Origin of the sequence: Mucilaginibacter polytrichastri, assembly GCF_001911425.1 — a bacterium.
Lineage (GTDB): Bacteria > Bacteroidota > Bacteroidia > Sphingobacteriales > Sphingobacteriaceae > Mucilaginibacter > Mucilaginibacter polytrichastri.
This window is the reverse complement of record NZ_MPPL01000001.1, coordinates 3,248,052-3,265,327: the sequence shown is the minus strand read 5'-3', so window position 1 is coordinate 3,265,327 and position 17,276 is coordinate 3,248,052. Positions and strand designations below refer to the sequence as shown.

Below are 17,276 nucleotides of genomic sequence, written 5' to 3'. Positions count from 1 at the left end.
GTCAGATGTATTATCGCGTATGAAAACATTTAAATATATTAGCACGGCAAAACACGGCAAAGATGTTGTTTGAACAGGCGGGAGAATTTATTGTGAATAAACTGCGTACTGAGTTATCTGCGCATTTCACCTACCATAATGTAAATCATACTCTTGATGTGTACAGCGCAGCTGAAAGGATAGCTTTACAGGAAGGTATAGCCCCGCAGCAAATGAAACTGTTGCTTACTGCGGCATGGTATCATGATAGCGGCTTTCTGATTAGGACGGATGAGCATGAAGAAGAATCATGCCGGATAGCAATAGATAGTTTAACCGATTTTGAATACAGCACTGATGAAATTGACACATTATGTGCATTAATTCGCGCTACAAAAGTACCGCAATTACCTCAAAATCATTTAGAACAAATATTAGCCGATGCCGACCTTGATTACCTGGGCCGCGAGGATTTTTGGCCTATCAGTGATAAACTATATCAGGAACTTTTAGCTGTCGGCACTGTTAGCAACAAACAAGAGTGGAACTTAATACAGGTAAAATTTTTAGAAAATCATCATTTTTTTACCCAAACTGCAATTAACTCGCGCCAAGCTCAAAAAGACATTAACTTAGCAGCAATTAAAGCGCAGATAAAATAATTATAAAACTAAAGTGAAACAACCGCAATTACCCCATTGGCTTATTGATACCGTTTATATTGTGGCAGGTATATTATTTTGCGGGTTTGCCCTTAAAAGTTTTCTGGTACCCAATCAGTTTTTTGATGGTGGTGTTACCGGTATATCACTTCTATTGCACGAGCTTTATCATTTTAATATTGCTTACGTAATTGTAATATGTAATATTCCCTTTATTCTCATGGGGGCATTCCAAGTGAATAAAAGCTTTGCTATTAAAACCTTTATAGCAGTAATAGGATTGGGGTTATGTTTATCCTTTGTTCCTTATCCGCAAATTACATCCGATAAATTACTGGTATCTATATTTGGTGGTGCCTTTATGGGTATTGGCGTAGGCCTTGCTATACGCGGAGGTTGCGCGCTTGATGGCATCGAGGTGTTGGCATTATACACCGGCCGTCGCATTAGTTTCACCATCAGCGAAATTATTTTAGGCATCAACATTATTATATTTCTTATTGCCGCCATTGAACTGGGGCTGCCAACAGCTTTATACTCTATCTTAACTTACTACACGGCATCGCGCACTATTAACTTTGTAATTGAAGGCCTGGAAGAATATACGGGCGTAACCATTATTTCGAGCGAAAGCACGCAGGTTAAAGAACAATTGGTAATGTCGCTTGGCCGCGGCATAACTGTTTTTAAAGGCGAACGCGGCTTTTTAAAAGAAAGCTTTGATATTAGCCAACCGGTAGACATTGTTTTTACCATTGTAACACGCCTTGAAGTACGCCGCTTGCGTAACCTGGTACATGATATAGATCCCAAAGCATTTATTTTTACCAGCACCATCAAAGAAGCAGCCGGAGGCGTTCTGAAGCGTAAACCGCGCCATTAGTAAATTAACCTCAATAGTTGGCAACGGTCTGAATCTTAGAACGTTTATAAATATCCGATTTTCTATGGTATGGTTAACGGCGTAAATAAAAGTCGGATGCCTGCTTTTTTAACAAAAAATTAAATTAGTTATCCCAATGTGTTAATCGCATAAAAAGGAGATAATCATAATTCACTATCTCCTTAAGTGGAGCCGGAAGGAATGCGGAAAATAACGTAATTAGCTCAAATAAGAATGAAAAGCCCATTACGATTTCTCCTAACAAGCTAATTTTCAAGTATAAGGAACAAGCAATCGGTCAGCCTTTATTTGCTGATGTAGAGGCTATTATAAATGCTTAGAATATAATTGATAAAATTAATGGAGTTTATAATCTTAACTGGAGCATTAGCGGGAGTTACATTGGCTCAATTAAGGCTAAAATAGCCTTAATTGAGCCAATGATTAAAGGATGATTTGCTAATTTAGATGCTTCGGTTAATTTTTTATTACTAACCCAAATTACCTGGCTGTAAGTGCTTCTATCCGGGTAGCCGCATGTTTATTTTGCGGATCCAAGGCCAACGACTTTTTATAGTTAACCAGTGCTAATGTTGGGTTATTAGCAGCTTCCAACACTTCGGCCAGGCTATCATAAGCGTTTGCACTCTGCGGATACATCGACACGTTTAACTTGAAGATGGACAGGGCTGCGAGTATATTTTTTTGACCTAAAAGCTGATAACCCCAGCCGTTAAGTTCGTTCTCGCTCAGGCTAAAAGTTGGGTCATTCTTTTTTAAATGGGCGGCAACTGGTATCGCTTGGTCAAATCCTTGCTGCAATAGCCCGGCTCTTAATTTTTTCAGATTTTTCGGCAAGCCAAAACCGTTGGCCTCGTGCATTTCAGGAATATAGTAGCCCGCAATCTCGTCAATGAATTGATCCGGATTGCCTTGCAACAAATTGGTAAGCACTATAATAGAAAGGTCATCCTTTAAATAGACAAACAGCGCCGATCTGCCGCCACCCACCGGGCCAACCGCAGGGTGCTCCTCCCGAGTTACAGTAGGCCAGCCCAGCGCATAACCATTGGTGAGTCTATTAAAGCCTCCAATTTTGCCATTAATCAGGATAGCCGGTGTCCATAGCAGATCAATGCTGGAGGCTTGCTTGAGCAGCTTTCCACTTTTTAACGCAATTACCCAGTTAGCCATATCGGTAGCAGTAGATTGAATGCCAGCTGCTGTTCTGAAAAATATCGGGAATTGCATATACGCCTGGCCTGGGGTTCTATTTCGCACAAAGTCATCACCCATCTGCCGGGTCATGGTATAAGCACCTGCATAGTTGGGTATCACATCATAAGAATCACCAAAGCGCGTTAGTTTCATTCCTGCTATTTTGAACTGCCGTTCTTCAATGAATTGGGTAAAGTGCATACCACTCAGTTTGGTAATAATCTGCCCAACGAGCACATATCCGGTTTGGTTATAACGGAACTTCTCGCCCGGCTTAAACTCAATGGGTAGCATCTTTACTTTCTGCATGGCTTCCAGTTCATTGTTGTGGCCTATTACCTGCTCTTCGGCATCCAGAATATCTGGCAGGCCAGAGGTATGTGTCAGGACTTGTTGCAACGTAATATTCTTCCAGGTATCAGGTAGGCTATCCAGGTAACGGGAAAGTGGATCGGTAATTTTTAGCTTATGTTCCTCGGCCAGTTGCATCACGGCCACACCTACAAAAGCTTTGGTGATGGAGTTAACAGAAAAGATGGTCTGATCAGTAGCCTTTATATTGTATTCCAGGTTGGCTGTGCCAAAGGTAATATCTTTAATAATTTTGCCATTACGCACTACTGCTAGCTGCAAGCCCGGTATATGGCGCTGTAGCATTTTAGCTTTGATAAAATTATCTATGCTGTCTGAAGTGGAAAGTTGTTGTGCAATAGCAGATGCAGTTATTAAGGCTAATTGAATTAACAGTGATAAAGTAAAAAATTTAAATTTCATAAAGTATAAAAGCGATTGATATTATGAGCGCTAAAATATGTATTCAGTTACGCTCTTTTAAAGCATCTTTCCCCAAATTTCCAATTCTTCTTAATTTCTCAATAAATTGGTTCGAAAAAACGATACTATCGGGAGCTGGGAAAAGTTGAGTTATTTACAGTACTACTCAACTTTTTTCGTTTGCAAAACTATTTAAAGTATCTTGATCTAACAAATAGGCCTCATTATGATGAATTAGGGGTATTGCTCCATCAGATACTCACCCCCTTTATCGACAGCACCTTTAACTAAAACCTTAAACACAACAATTGGCAATGAATATAAAGACACTGCTCTCGTGTAACTGAATTGAATAATAAAGCCTCAATCTATTTTAAGGATATTTTTATTGATTCTTGTGTAGCATGTTTATATAAAAAGGCGATTAGTTTTTTGCCTAATCGCCTTTAATTAAAAAATCAGTTCATTAAGCAATACCTAAATTAAATATTTAGATTAACGTAGAGAATTAATTTACATCGAACCAAAGTTTAGTGGTTAAAACGTCCGGACCTTGATTTGCAACCGCGGCCGTATAGCTTGTGCCGTTAAGTGATTGCTCCGTTCCAGGATATATGAATCTTACAGGTATTTTGCCATTTAGTGTACCTGCAACAGCAGGTTGTAATTGCGGGTAGTCAAGCCTACGCCATTCCGCAAATGCCTCAAGGCCTTCGCCAAACAGCGCAATCCACTTTTGGTTACCTATTGATTTTTTATAATTTGAAGCGTCATATTTAACCGATGCCTGTGCTAAATAATTATTTAAAACTGTGTTATCGGTAATGCCGTACTGGTTGAGCGAGGCAGTTACGGCCTGATTATACAAACCGGCAGCGTCTCCTGATATAAATCCGCGGGCTACGGCCTCAGCCTGATCAAATAAAACTTCGGCATAACTCATTATTACTGCCGGTGCATGTGGCGCCCGGAAATATGCACCTGGTTTAGATGTTTTACTTAAACCCAGGTTACTGGCATCGCCAACTAACAAACCATTGGGAATACCCACGTAAGTTTGCGGAGTTGCGTCTGCTGTTGGGCTTGCGTAAATTGGCAAACGCGGGTCGTTCAGTTCAAATAATTTGTCGACAATAGTTTTACTGATGCGATAGTCATCGCGGGTATCAAACAAATTGCTGATCGGGTTTTGATTAGGCGAGTCGAGATAAACCATTTGTGCCATGCCTGCATTTGAGCTAATATAACCGCTTCCCTCGGCCTGAATATCGGCTAAAACTTGTTGAGCTTTAGCAGGTTCGCGGTCAGCAATGCGTAAAGCTATTCTTAAACGCAGTGAATTGGCGAATTTTTTCCATGCAGAGATATTATTTGTGTAAACAACATCACCGGCAATTGCTTTGCCATTAGGGTCAAGATCTGCCTGTGCTGCTTTCAAATCATCAAGTAATGCGAAATAAACATCCCTTTGCGTATCGTAAGCAGGAGTAAGGTACTGATCAATGTTAATGGCCTGTTTGTAAGGAACATTGCCATATTGATCGGTAAGCAGTGTAAATACCCACGAACGCAGTACCAGTGCTACTCCCTTGTAATTGGGGTTAGCCTGAGCGTCTGCCAAAGAAATGATCTTATTTAGGTTAACTATACTTTTAGAGTAGCCAATGCTCCAAAGATCTTGAAACGAGGTATTGGTAAAAATATACCTGTCGGGATCTGTGTATTGAATTTTGGCCCAATGCTGTACAATCAGCAAACCCGCACCCATATTGTTGCTTACGCCCCAATAAGTATCGGCAGTGTTTTTTATAGCTGCGGTTAACAGGTAATCCGGCTGTGGATTCTGAGTTGCATTTGGGTTTTGATTGGTATCTACAAGTTCCTTCTTGCATGATGTTACCATTGTTAACAATAGCGAACCCGATAGTAGTATAGAGATATATTTAAGTTTCATAATAATTAGAATTTAAGATTGATGTTAAAACCAATGTTGCGCACTGTAGGTAAAGTAAGATCTTCAAGCCCCTGGCCATTACCTGTATTAAATGCTGTTTCCGGGTCGATGTTGGGCGCATTTTTATGAATAATCAATAAGTTACGGCCTACTACAGCAAAGCTGGCCGCCTGGAAACCGATGGCTTTTGCCCATCTCTGAGGCACCGCGTAGCCTAATTTTATTTCTCTTAATTTTACATAAGTTGCATTGTATACAAACGGCGCATCAGCATTGGTAAGCGATTTATAGTAGGACTGTGCTGATATAATTGTGGTGTTTTGGCTGCCATTGGCATTTACGCCGTTGTAAATTATACCATCGTGATTAACAGTTTCGCCATTAGGGCCTGCCGAAGCGTTTGTTGCAATATTAGTAGAACCTACTGTATAATAACCTATACCACCGTTATTTGCACCGCGACCTGGTAGGGTTGATGCCAAGATACCCGTATAAGTGCCTGTGGCATTGGTTCCCGAATAGATCGAGCCGCCTACGTGTGCATCTATCAGTACACTTAAGTTAAAGTTCTTATAGGTAAAGCTATTATTAATACTTCCCAGCCAGTCTGGAGTGTATTTCCCTAAATATTGTATGGTAGGGTTAACAGCAGGTGTACCATCTGCGTTTACAATAACTTGTCCGTTGGCATTGCGTTGAAAGTCAAGCCCGTAAATAGAGCCATAAGGCTTGCCTACTGCTGCCAATACCTGTACTGTACCGTCTGAGCCTAACAGGTAGCTTTGTAAACTGGCCGTGTTATCCAATGAAACAACTTTACTTTTGTTGCGCGAATAATTTACATTAACATCCCAGCTAAAATCTTTAACTTTTACCGGGGTTAAACCTAATTGTACCTCTAAACCTTTGTTATTGATTTTACCGCCGTTAATAAGTTTTTGGATATAGCCGGTAGATTGGCTTACATTAACATTAAGTATTTGGTTAATAGTGTTGGTATTGTAAATGGTTGCATCTAAACGTATCCTGTTATTAAAAAAGGCTGCTTCAAATCCGGCCTCTGCAGATGTGGTGGTCTCTGGCTTTAAGTTTGGATTAAGATCTGTACTGTTAGCGCTTTGCTGCGGATTAGTGCCGAAGGGAGCGGTAAAGTCGTATGTATTGATCAACTGGTAGGGCGTAGTTGGCTTACCTACTTTAGACCAGCCGCCGCGCAGTTTTAAATAACTCAACACGTTGCTTTTAATATCCAGGGCTTCTGATAATACTAAACTTCCGTTAACAGAAGGATAGAAGTAAGATAAACTTGCTTTTGGCAGGGTAGACGACCAATCATTACGGGCAGTAAAATTTAAAAATGCATAGTTTCTGAAACCAAGTTGGCCCGATGCGAAATAGCTATACGTTTTATATTTACTGAAAACATTTGAAGAGATCAGCGGGTCGCGCGAATTGCTTAGTGTGTACAAACCGCTAACAGCCAGTTTAGGTGCCTTTTGGTCGTTTTCTTCAAAAGAGTTTGCTTGTATGTTACCACCCAGCAAAGCATCTATCGAGAAATCTTTATTTAATTTTTTGGTGTATTGCAACCTGCCTTCGGTATTAGTTTCGCTAACGTCATAGGCATCTTCTTCGTATGATCCATAGGGTGTACCGTTGGTACCGTAAGCTATTTTTATCTTGCGGCGGTCGTTGTAATAATCTGTACCCGTGCGGAAGTTTGCCGATAAGCCGTCTATAATCTTGTAGTTTAATTCGGCGCTTCCTATAAATCGGTTTTTTGTCTGGCCAACTGTATTTTCATAAGCCATAAAGTATGGGTTGCTGTAATAGCTGTTGTTCCAGTTAAAGGTGTTGCCATTGGCATTTATGTAGTTTTTTAACTGGCTTACATCAACCTGGCGGCCAAACCAGGTAAACTGTAACATGGTGCTGGTAGCTCTTCTACCGCCCGATCCTGGTAAATTGGCTGCATCATCTTTAATATAATTGGCAACAGTTGTTAAGGTTAGTTTGGGTGTAATTCTATAAGTAGCATTCAGTATAAATGAATTTCGGCCTTGTTCTGAGTTTGGAATTACACCGGTTTGATGAAGGTTATTATAACCCAGGCGAAAATCATATTTATCGCCAGAGCTTGCTAGCGAAACTCCATTATTTAAAGTAACACCTGTTTTAAAGAAACTGCGTACATTATCCGGATGCGCAACAAAAGGCACAGCCACACCATTTGAATTAAATTGAGGTATCAGCTGCCCGTTAAGTGCCGGCCCCCAGCTTTCATCAATACCATCATTAACGCCTCCGCCTTTGCCGTCAACATAGCTAAATTTACCATTTGAACCCTGGCCATATTCGTTTTGATATTTAGGCAAGCCCAGAATGTTTGAAAATGAGGTATTTGAGTTGATGGTAACGCCTAAACCTTTAGAACCTTTGCCATTTTTAGTTTTAATTAATATAACGCCGTTTGCCGCCCTGTAACCGTAAAGCGCAGCAGCATTTGGTCCTTTGAGTACGGTAAGTGACTCAATATCTTCCGAATTAATATCAGCTACACCGTTAGCAAAATCTCTGGAACCGCCTGTGCCTAAAAACTGGCTGTTATCAACAGGTACACCATCAACCACAAATAGAGGCTGGTTAGGACCAGAAATAGAGGTTTCACCGCGAATAACAATTCGTGATGACCCCATATCGCCCTGACTGTTTGTTACGTTTACACCTGCAATTTTACCGCTTAAAGCATTAACCAGGTTGGTTTCTTTAGCTTCGGATATATCCTTAGATTTTAAGCCCTGCACGGTATACCCTAACGACTTTTTGTCTTTAGAGATGTTAAGTGCCGTTACAACCACCTCGTTAAGTGCATTCTGCCCATCCAGCAATGCAATTTGTAAATTAGTTTCTGCTTGTTTTATAGTGATTTCCTGCGTGGAAAGACCGGTGAATGATACCCTGATAACATCGTTAATGTGGGGATGTAAGGTAAACTTACCATCGATATCTGTTTGGGTACCCGTGGTAGTTCCCTTTATCAATATACTAACGCCTGGTAATGGAAGTCCGTCTGACTTGGATGTAATAACTCCACTTACCACCACAGACTGTGCGTAAAGCGTTTGAGCGAAAATTAATGGCAACGCAAATGCCATTATGAATTTGTAAATTTTTAGCATAGTTTTAATTTTTAGCAGATTTATAAAGCATACAATAGTGGGATGAGCGTATTTAGGGCTCTCCGGGTAAGTATGTTTTATTAAAAAAATGATTTATTGGTGATAACCTAAGCGGGGCGCCAGCCTTAAGCGGGTATTAACTAAAAGATTATCGGCGGGATCAGCAACAACATCGTAAGATGCTCAGATGTGAAAATGACGCATAACATTTATATCCCAGGATATAAGATTTCTGGTGTGATATGTTTTTACGTTGGTGGGGGTAGGCGTTCGTTTTCATTATTGTTTATGGATAGGCTTATCAGACCATCCAGTATATTAATCATTTATTATATATATTATCCGGTTTGTAAGCTGCTAATCATGTATGGAAATTTCGATAACACAATTATAAATTATATAAGTACTAAGCATCCTAATAAATTCTTGTGACTAATTGTTATTACATTGATCACATTATCCGCTTTCAATAGAATATTATTACATGCCTAGTGTTGATCTGTGCAACAAACCTTGACAAAGCTACAATTAATTCTACTAAATCTATAGGATTAATTAAATTGTATCTATTTGTATTGATAACCAAATGCTTAATATAAAAGCAGTCGCGATTATTGTTTGTTACTGCCTTCAGTCACAGTATATTAAAGAATAGACTAATATCGGAATGGCTATGCACTTTGCATTGTTTATTATCCTCGTAATTATAAGATCATCGAACAGATGGAACAAAAAGCCAAATAACACCGCTTCTGAGCAACATCCATACCCGTTGCTATCGGGGGATTTATAGATTTCTGGACGTGTGTCATTAGCATGCATCTATGCCAGCAGGCAGCAATAAGGATGTAAAATAGTTACGTGTAAGCAAATGAATTCAATAAGGCAATAAAACTTTTAACGTTATAAAGCCTTTATTTGTAGACAAGGTATAACAATGAGCCTTCGGACAAAACACAAAATGGAAAAAGAGACAAAAAACGAAGACCTCAAAATTGAGCTGCGCACCCTCACCAAGTATGATTACCTGGGCCTGAAAGCATCGATGGTAGAAGCTTATTCAGAATGGGAAGGAGCATCTACTTGGGGCGAGAGCCACATTAGCAAATTAGTTGAGCTGTTTCCGGAAGGGCAGATCTGCATCCTGGTCAATGGACACATTGCTGGTTGCGCCCTTTCCCTCATTGTTGATTATGAAAAGTTTGGTGATAAACATACGTATGCCCAAATTACCGGTAATTACACTTTTTCAACTTATGATGAAAAAGGTGATGTACTCTATGGTATAGATTTTTTTGTACATCCGGATTTCCGGGGCATGCGTATCGGGCGGCGCTTGTACGATGCACGTAAAGAGATATGCGAAAGGCACAACCTGCGGGCTATTATTGCAGGAGGACGTATTCCGAAGTATAAAAACTATGCAGATAAGCTGACCCCAAAAGCCTATTTGGAAAAAGTTAAGGGTAAAGAAATACATGATCCGACTTTGTCTTTTCAGCTGGCAAATGATTTTCACGTCCGCAAAATTTTAAAAGGCTACTTGCCTGGCGATACCCAGTCGCTTGAATATGCTTCGTTATTGGAATGGAACAATATTTATTATAATGAAGAGGCTGCGCATATTAATTCCAAAAAATCCATTATCCGGTTAGGACTGGTTCAATGGCAAATGAGGCCTTTCCCTAATATGGAGTCTCTTTGCGAACAAATTGAATTTTTCGTAGATGTGATCAGTGATTATCAGAGTGATTTTGTTTTATTTCCAGAATTGTTTAACGCCCCCCTGATGACAGCCTATAACCACCTGAGTGGTGCAGATGCCATGCGCGAGATTGCAAATTTTACCATACCGCTTCGTGATAAGTTTATGGAGTACGCAATTAGCTATAACATCAATATCATAACAGGGAGCATGCCGTTTATGGAAGATGGTGTGTTGCAGAATGTAGGTTACCTGTGTCGCAGAGATGGCTCTTATGAGATGTACCGGAAGATACACCTGACGCCGGCTGAGCAAAGTGCCTGGGGCATGGTTGGCGGTGATACCATTTCAACCTACGATACAGACTGTGGCAAAATCGGTATTTTAATTTGTTATGATGTCGAGTTCCCGGAACTACCTCGTTTACTGGCCGAGGAAGGAATGCAGATCTTATTCGTTCCCTTTATGACAGATACGCAAAATGGTTATACCCGTGTACGTAGCTGTGCGCAAGCCAGGGCTATTGAAAATGAATGTTATGTGGCAATTGCAGGTAGTGTAGGCAATTTACCTAAAGTTCATAATATGGATATTCAATATGCGCAGTCTGCAGTCTTTACTCCTTCTGATTTTTCTTTTCCGAGTAATGGTATTAAGGCCGAAGCTACCCCCAATACCGAAACAACACTTATTGCTGATGTAGATGTTGATCTCTTAAAGGAACTGCATAGTTTCGGGGCGGTAAGGAATCTAAAAGATCGGAGGCTCGACATTTATAAGCTTATCAATAAAAGCAAAAAATAGTATTTAGTCATAGCATACCAACATTTGTGCTCATAACAGAAGCTTTAAAAGTTAATAAAAATACCACTTTGATGACCTAATTTATATCCATACACTGAAAAAAAACGGGTTGGCCGCCAACAGGCTGCTTTGCGATAAAGTGAGCTATACTTACACTTTCGAAAGATCTATTCAATAATTTGAAACACTTTGGATTTGGATCGTTGATTCAATAAGGTACTACCAAACACTCAGAAACAAAAGTTATGTCGCTTTTATCGCAATATTGTTTTCATTACCTAGTTTCCGGTTTGTTTTATGAATGCCACAGGGTTGACCTCCACCCTTAAATTAATTTAATGAAAAAAATAAACCCGGTCATTTAATAACCGGGTTTATTTTTTTCATTAAATGTTTTAGACAAATAGTTATCGAATTTGGTGATTATGCTTGGTTACCACACCACCTGCCGTATTTGTGCTTTTAGAGTCAGCCGGGAAGCCTGGGATATTATAATAAACAACAAAATTACCGTCATTCTGTACAACCCAGTAGAAATAAGGGCCGCCCGGACCAGGAGGAATAGCTGCCTGAGCGCCACCATTCGTTCTCCAGATCTCACCTCCGGCAGCATAAATTATGATGTTCATGTATTGATCGAACAACGCATACATTGGCGCACTGTGAACACTGCCTGATGACCATAACGCCTGTGACATACCGACCTTATAAAGGCAAAGGTTGGAGTCATCTTGGTAAGTTAAAAAGTATTGGCGATTTGAGGAGTAAACCCGTTCATTAACCCCGATGCGGCCACCAGCTTGGATCACATCAGTAGTACCAGGAACAGTAATTTGGGCATTTGATTTGAAGCTAAGGCAAATCAGAGATACGAACGCAAAAAGTAATGCGATTTTTTTCATTTTGATAACTTTAGGTTAATTATTTAATTTAGAATAATCAAATTTAACTATATCATTTAGAAAAGCAAGATGTCAGAAAATAATTTTTTGTAAAATTTCAATTAAATAATTGCGCTGTAAACAATTGCTTTAAGCATTTTCATAACATGGTTTCCAGATAACTCAGATCAACTATCCATACATTATGCCATTTTTAAGATCGGCCTTATCGTTAAAATGAGGTTGCCTGGATTTTAGCTAAAAATCCGGAACTGCCCTTTGTGAAGATCGCGTGTACCCGACGCGATAACACGCTGATTAAAACCACCAAAACAATTAAATCTTTATCTTTTGCTAAATTTCTCTAACGTGGTGCTTAAAGTTAAAAGTACGAAACGGGTAATGCTTTTTCTGGTAACATCAGTCGTTGTATTATTATCAGCATAGTACTGCAAATTATTTCCTTGGTTAAATAAATCATTGACCTGAAAACTTAGTGTAAGTCTGTTTTTGAAAAATTGCTGTGCCAGACCTGCATTGATGATCAGATGATCTGTATTGACAGCGGAGGAAATGCCGTAAATAACCTGTTTACTGGCATCACAATTCAGGGAGAAATTCTTTGCTATTTCCACCTGGCTTCTTAAACGATAGAGAAAGGTATTCACGTTACCAGCAATCTGTGACGTTTGGTTATAAAGCGTGTGATAATAATTATAGGTGACAGAACTGCTTAGGGAAAGATTGGCTAGGTTGATCCAGATTCGAACCGACTGATCGATATTCGTTATCCGGCCCTGATTTTTAATACCCTCGGAGTAGAATATATTTTTTCTTAACACCGAGTTACCATCCAGATCGAGATTTAATGCCTGTTTTCCAATGGTTGTAAGTGGAGCAGTAAAATTATAGCCTATGGAAATATTGTACGTTCCGTTGGTGTTAAGATAGTGAGTTACTTGTTTCAGGTTATTCAAGGTATCATTGATAAAAAGGATATTGCTGACGACCTGATTTTTAATCAAAGTCGCACCGGCTCTTAACGACAAATTCTGATTATGCTTTTGATTGAAGAAATTATACTTGACATTGATTGATTGATTAACCGCAGGCTTTAAATCAGGATTGCCCACGACAGTGTTTTGGGGATTTCTAACGTCCGCTACCGGCCTTAACTGATCGGTTGTGGGAAAAATAATGTCGCTGAAAGATTTAATTTCCAATGAAGAACTTTCCGAAAACAGATAGTTAACTTTCATGAGCGGGGCTATATTAAAATAGGTATTTCTTGATTTTGCGATTTGGTCATCAAGTGAAAAAGTAATCGAACCGGGCTGCAGAACAGCTCCTACGCTGGCACTTAGCTTGCCGCTGTTATAGTTATAACTAAAATTTAAGTTTTGGGTAACGATTACAGACTGGTAAGCCTGGCTAAGCGAATCTACTTCGGTCGGCACTCCCCGGTCAGACTTTTCTGTTACTAAAGAACTATTTTGATCCCATTTCAAATAACTATAAACAAGGTCTAATTTACTATTGGCGCTGAGTAATTTACTGGCAGAGAGTTTATAATTAATCCGTGTTGACTTATTGGTGGCTAACAGTTGTAAATTTGACAAGGAATCAATCTTTTGGGAGCCAAAGTAGTGAATCGTATCTATTCTATTCTCCAGTGAGCCGCTATTATTTTGACTAATTTGTAAAGACATGTCCATCAATATTCCAAGTCTTTTAAAGTTGTGTCCGGCAAGTATGGAAATGTCTTCACTGCGGTCATTGGAGGTGATCAAATCATTACTTCGAAGTTCCTGATTGATCAAGCCTTGCTGACGGGAAGCCAATTGGCTGGTCATGTTCCGCACGTGATATTGAAACACGGGCGATATGATGACGAAATTATCCGGATCGGGACGATAGTCAAGATTTGCCTTCAATATGGTACTCTTACCTGTTTCATCATTTAAGCTGTTCTGACTATTATCAATGTTACCCTGGTCATTAACCATTTCACTGTTGGATGTTATGCCCCAATTGTTATGCATTTTACTGTAATTTAAGGCGGTGCTCAGATTAAGATGTTCGGTTATGGGGTTTCTGTAAGATAAAACTGCATTGCTACCGGTGTTGATTCCTTCTCTATTCTCCGCAAGATTCAGATTTCCGCCTATAGACGTTTGCAGCATGTCGCGCCACAGATTGCCATTACCGGACAGACCGCGCCGGTCGTCAGATCCGCCGTTCAGGGAGAAGTTGCCAAAAGAACCGGAATTGATGCCGTCTTTAGTCGTGATGTTGAGGGTTTTTTGGGTTTCGCCTGTTTTTATACCTGTAAAATTGCCCAATGTCCCATAATCGTCGATCAGTTGTATCTTATTAAAAATTTCGGCCGGTAGCTGAGCGGCAAGTGCGTTAATATCTCCGCTAAAAAACTCCTTCCCATTGACCTTGATTTTATTGACAATCTCACTTTGAAATACGAAATTCCCTTCCTCGTTTATCTTTAAGCCCGGCAACATTTTAAGTAGTGCTTGTAAGCGCGCCCCTTTATTTACCCGGTATGCACTGGCATCGAATTCAATGGTATCTTTTTTATATTTGACAGGTATAGGCTTTGCCCTGATTATTACCTCTTTAAGCATATTGGCATGCATTTTCAAAATTATCGGCGATAATTTTATAATATGCCTGCCAGCGGTATCTTGAATGATAAAGCCGACATCGCCATAAAGCATCTTCCTTACCTCGAAATGAAATTTAGTTGATTTAACATGATTAAAATGGAAATAACCATGTGAGTCGGTTTGATTACTGGATGTGTCTTTTCCGTCGACCAAGTTTATTACTTCACCTTTTGAGGCTTTGCCTGCCGTATCAATCAATTGACCTTTTATCTCATAAAAGATTTGTGCTTTTGAAGGAAATATAAATGCAAGACAAAAGAAAAAAGAAAAGAATGAATTTCTTAAATACATTTATGATTTCGGTCTGGCCGTATCAAACCTACAAATAAAAGTTTAATTCTAAATTAATTGGGGGGAATAATTGCTGACTTAGTCCCACAACCTTTCCCTGCCATTCTGCTTTTGTTAGTTGAAACATAAAATCATCTGGAAAGCATAAGATATTACGTTTTACAGCTTGTTTTAATGCTCTATTTTCAGTTTCATAGAGCGAGGCAAGATCAAAATCAAACATTATTTTTATGCCCCTGATTTTATATATGCTGCCTAATATTGAATCATCTGTGATGACCTGGAGTATGCAATTTATTGGGTGATTTTGGTGACTTCTGAAAACAAAAAATGCCTTAAATGATACATTTAAGGCATTTTTGATCTGCTTTGAAAGATACTTAGTGGTGGTTAATGTGCAAATTTTCGAACTATTGATGTTAAAAAAATATCCGAGAGCCCTGATAGCGCTTCATGATTTTAAAAAAGCGGCTACCTGAAAATGGTTATAGAATCAAACTTTAGCAGATGGTAGAGGAAAAAGGTTATACAGTTCAGGGCTGTATGTTATGGGCGCGGCCGGCATTTACGTATCAGTAACTAGCTTTTACCTGTTTAATAATATAAAGCCCCAGGCGGAAATAGTCGAAGTGTTTTAACCATGTATAATGGGATAATTACTGTAAGTGGCAGCATTGCTATTAGCCAGCTATAACGAAGAAAGCCAGTCAGCCTAAGGCTCATGCAATCGACGCTGAAAGTAATTCTCTTTCTTATAAAATTAGAAGGTTAATAGTTGCGAGGAATCTCTTTAAATAAGTTAAACAAAAAATATAGATTAACTATTGTTGTAATGCTAGGGCAGTAGCTTAATTTAATCTGGAAAGGAGATGCTGCTGTCTTGTGCAGTATTCTAAACCGATACTTTAACGGTTCATAAAAACAGGGGCGACAGGATATTTTTTATCAGATCTATTTACAATGCTTAAAAAATCAAGTTTTGATTTCTTAACCGGCCTCGCCGGTAATAACCACAAAGATTGGTTCGACAAACATCGTATTGACTATCAGAATACTTTGGACGATTTCACACTGTTTAATCAAAATCTTATCGACGCGATATCCAAATTCGATAAGTCAATTGCTCAGTCAGATTTGCAGGGCCGGGATTGTATCCCCCGCTTAAATAGGGATCTGCGATTTGCAAAAGATAAATCACCTTACAAAACTTATTTTTATTCCATTATAAATGAGGGCGGAAGAAAAAGCGGCCAAGCCGGATATTTCATAGTAATAAATCCTGGTGAATGTTATATAGGTGCCGGAGCGTTTCAGCCTGAACCTGACCTGCTAAAAAAAATCCGCCAGGAAATTGATTATGATCTCGAGGCATGGAAGAAAATTGCTGAAGACAAAAAGCTGCTCAAAACATTTCCTGAAGGAATAACTGCACAGGAAATACTGCAAAAAGTACCAAAAGGTTTTGATAAGGATAGCCCGGCAAAAGACTTTTTGAGAATGAAAGGTTTTTTTGTCAGGAAATATTATCCTGATTCATTCTTTTGCGGCAAAGATAGTTTTTCAACCATCCTGGAAAGTTTTGAAGCATGTCAGCAGCTTATTAAGTTTATCAATACTATTTAACCACAACCATGAAAGAAATATTGAAAAATAAAAAATTGGTACTTCAGCACATTCCTGGTAAAGGTGCCTGGACCTATCACCTGGTAATTCCCGGTACGAAAGAGATTCGTGGAAGGTGGGGCTTTATGAAAGTGTCCGGCACTATTGATGGCTACGAATTTAAAGATTTAAATCTGGCACCGCTAACCGGAGAAGATAAGCGTATCTCTATCAACGGAGATATCCGCAAAGCAATTGGCAAAGGCGGTGGTGACAAAGTAGTCGTTACGATGTACAAAACTTCAGATAACCGGTTAACTCATGAAAACGAAGTAAAGGATTGTTTTAAAGATGCGGATGTGTACAAGAAATTTACCATACTGCCAAATGATGAACAGGAGCATGTCATCAGAGATATCCTGTCGCAATATGACGAGGATAGCCAAGAAAAGAAAATTATCGCCCATATTAAAAAGCTATCATAGGATTTAAAAAGCAATATCCGGGTAATTATCTTACTTTTTCAATCAAATGCTGGTCATCAGCCTTGCTGAAATTTCTGCCATGTTTTATTGTTGAAGCTCCAAAATATCGGTTCTGACGGATTAGAACATCGAACTAATCGGCTCAATGAAACTGCCTGTGCTATCTTATTTTTTAATA

11 protein-coding genes are annotated in these 17,276 nt (G+C 39.3%); 5 read left to right on the top strand and 6 right to left on the bottom strand.

From position 1 onward, the window contains the following. Positions 1 to 62 precede the first annotated feature (62 nt). On the top strand, positions 63 to 641 hold the full coding sequence (locus RG47T_RS13890; protein ID WP_074490028.1) for an HD domain-containing protein: 579 nt from the start codon (positions 63 to 65) through the stop codon (positions 639 to 641). A gap of 13 nt (positions 642 to 654) precedes the next feature. Then, the gene (locus tag RG47T_RS13885; RefSeq protein ID WP_074490027.1) at positions 655 to 1,524 is read left to right on the top strand and encodes a YitT family protein; all 870 of its coding nucleotides are present in this window, start codon (positions 655 to 657) and stop codon (positions 1,522 to 1,524) included. A gap of 501 nt (positions 1,525 to 2,025) precedes the next feature. On the opposite strand, the gene RG47T_RS13880 is transcribed toward RG47T_RS13885, so the two are convergent. The 3 genes from RG47T_RS13880 to RG47T_RS13870 form a co-directional block, all read right to left on the bottom strand. Next, positions 2,026 to 3,516 carry a serine hydrolase domain-containing protein gene (locus RG47T_RS13880; RefSeq protein ID WP_074490026.1) on the bottom strand — a complete coding sequence of 497 codons (1,491 nt, stop codon included), beginning with the start codon at positions 3,514 to 3,516 and terminating at the stop codon, positions 2,026 to 2,028. Between the two features lie 508 nt (positions 3,517 to 4,024). Then, entirely contained in the window at positions 4,025 to 5,470 is a 1,446-nt protein-coding gene (locus RG47T_RS13875) for a SusD/RagB family nutrient-binding outer membrane lipoprotein (protein ID WP_074490025.1), read from the bottom strand. Positions 5,471 to 5,475: 5 nt separating this feature from the next. Then, the gene (locus RG47T_RS13870; RefSeq protein ID WP_074490024.1) at positions 5,476 to 8,649 is read right to left on the bottom strand and encodes a SusC/RagA family TonB-linked outer membrane protein; all 3,174 of its coding nucleotides are present in this window, start codon (positions 8,647 to 8,649) and stop codon (positions 5,476 to 5,478) included. Between the two features lie 961 nt (positions 8,650 to 9,610). Here RG47T_RS13870 and RG47T_RS13865 point away from each other — a divergent pair. Continuing rightward, entirely contained in the window at positions 9,611 to 11,158 is a 1,548-nt protein-coding gene (locus RG47T_RS13865) for a carbon-nitrogen hydrolase family protein (protein WP_074493436.1), read from the top strand. 407 nt (positions 11,159 to 11,565) lie between these two features. Here RG47T_RS13865 and RG47T_RS13860 read toward each other — a convergent pair whose 3' ends face one another. The 3 genes from RG47T_RS13860 to RG47T_RS13850 all read right to left on the bottom strand — a co-directional run bounded on the left by RG47T_RS13860 (position 11,566) and on the right by RG47T_RS13850 (position 15,252). Beyond that, the gene (locus RG47T_RS13860; RefSeq protein WP_074490023.1) at positions 11,566 to 12,060 is read right to left on the bottom strand and encodes a hypothetical protein; all 495 of its coding nucleotides are present in this window, start codon (positions 12,058 to 12,060) and stop codon (positions 11,566 to 11,568) included. A gap of 323 nt (positions 12,061 to 12,383) precedes the next feature. After that, positions 12,384 to 15,011 (bottom strand): outer membrane beta-barrel protein, encoded by a 2,628-nt coding sequence (locus RG47T_RS13855; RefSeq protein WP_074490022.1) that lies wholly within the window; start codon positions 15,009 to 15,011, stop codon positions 12,384 to 12,386. 28 nt (positions 15,012 to 15,039) lie between these two features. Next, positions 15,040 to 15,252 (bottom strand): ORF6N domain-containing protein, encoded by a 213-nt coding sequence (locus RG47T_RS13850; RefSeq protein ID WP_262493265.1) that lies wholly within the window; start codon positions 15,250 to 15,252, stop codon positions 15,040 to 15,042. A gap of 719 nt (positions 15,253 to 15,971) precedes the next feature. On the opposite strand from RG47T_RS13850, the gene RG47T_RS13845 reads away from it, so the two are divergent. Together RG47T_RS13845 and RG47T_RS13840 are read left to right on the top strand one after the other, a co-directional pair. After that, positions 15,972 to 16,634 (top strand): DUF2461 domain-containing protein, encoded by a 663-nt coding sequence (locus RG47T_RS13845; protein ID WP_074490020.1) that lies wholly within the window; start codon positions 15,972 to 15,974, stop codon positions 16,632 to 16,634. 8 nt (positions 16,635 to 16,642) lie between these two features. Continuing rightward, positions 16,643 to 17,098 (top strand): DUF1905 domain-containing protein, encoded by a 456-nt coding sequence (locus RG47T_RS13840; RefSeq protein WP_074490019.1) that lies wholly within the window; start codon positions 16,643 to 16,645, stop codon positions 17,096 to 17,098. The last annotated feature ends 178 nt before the right edge of the window (positions 17,099 to 17,276 follow it).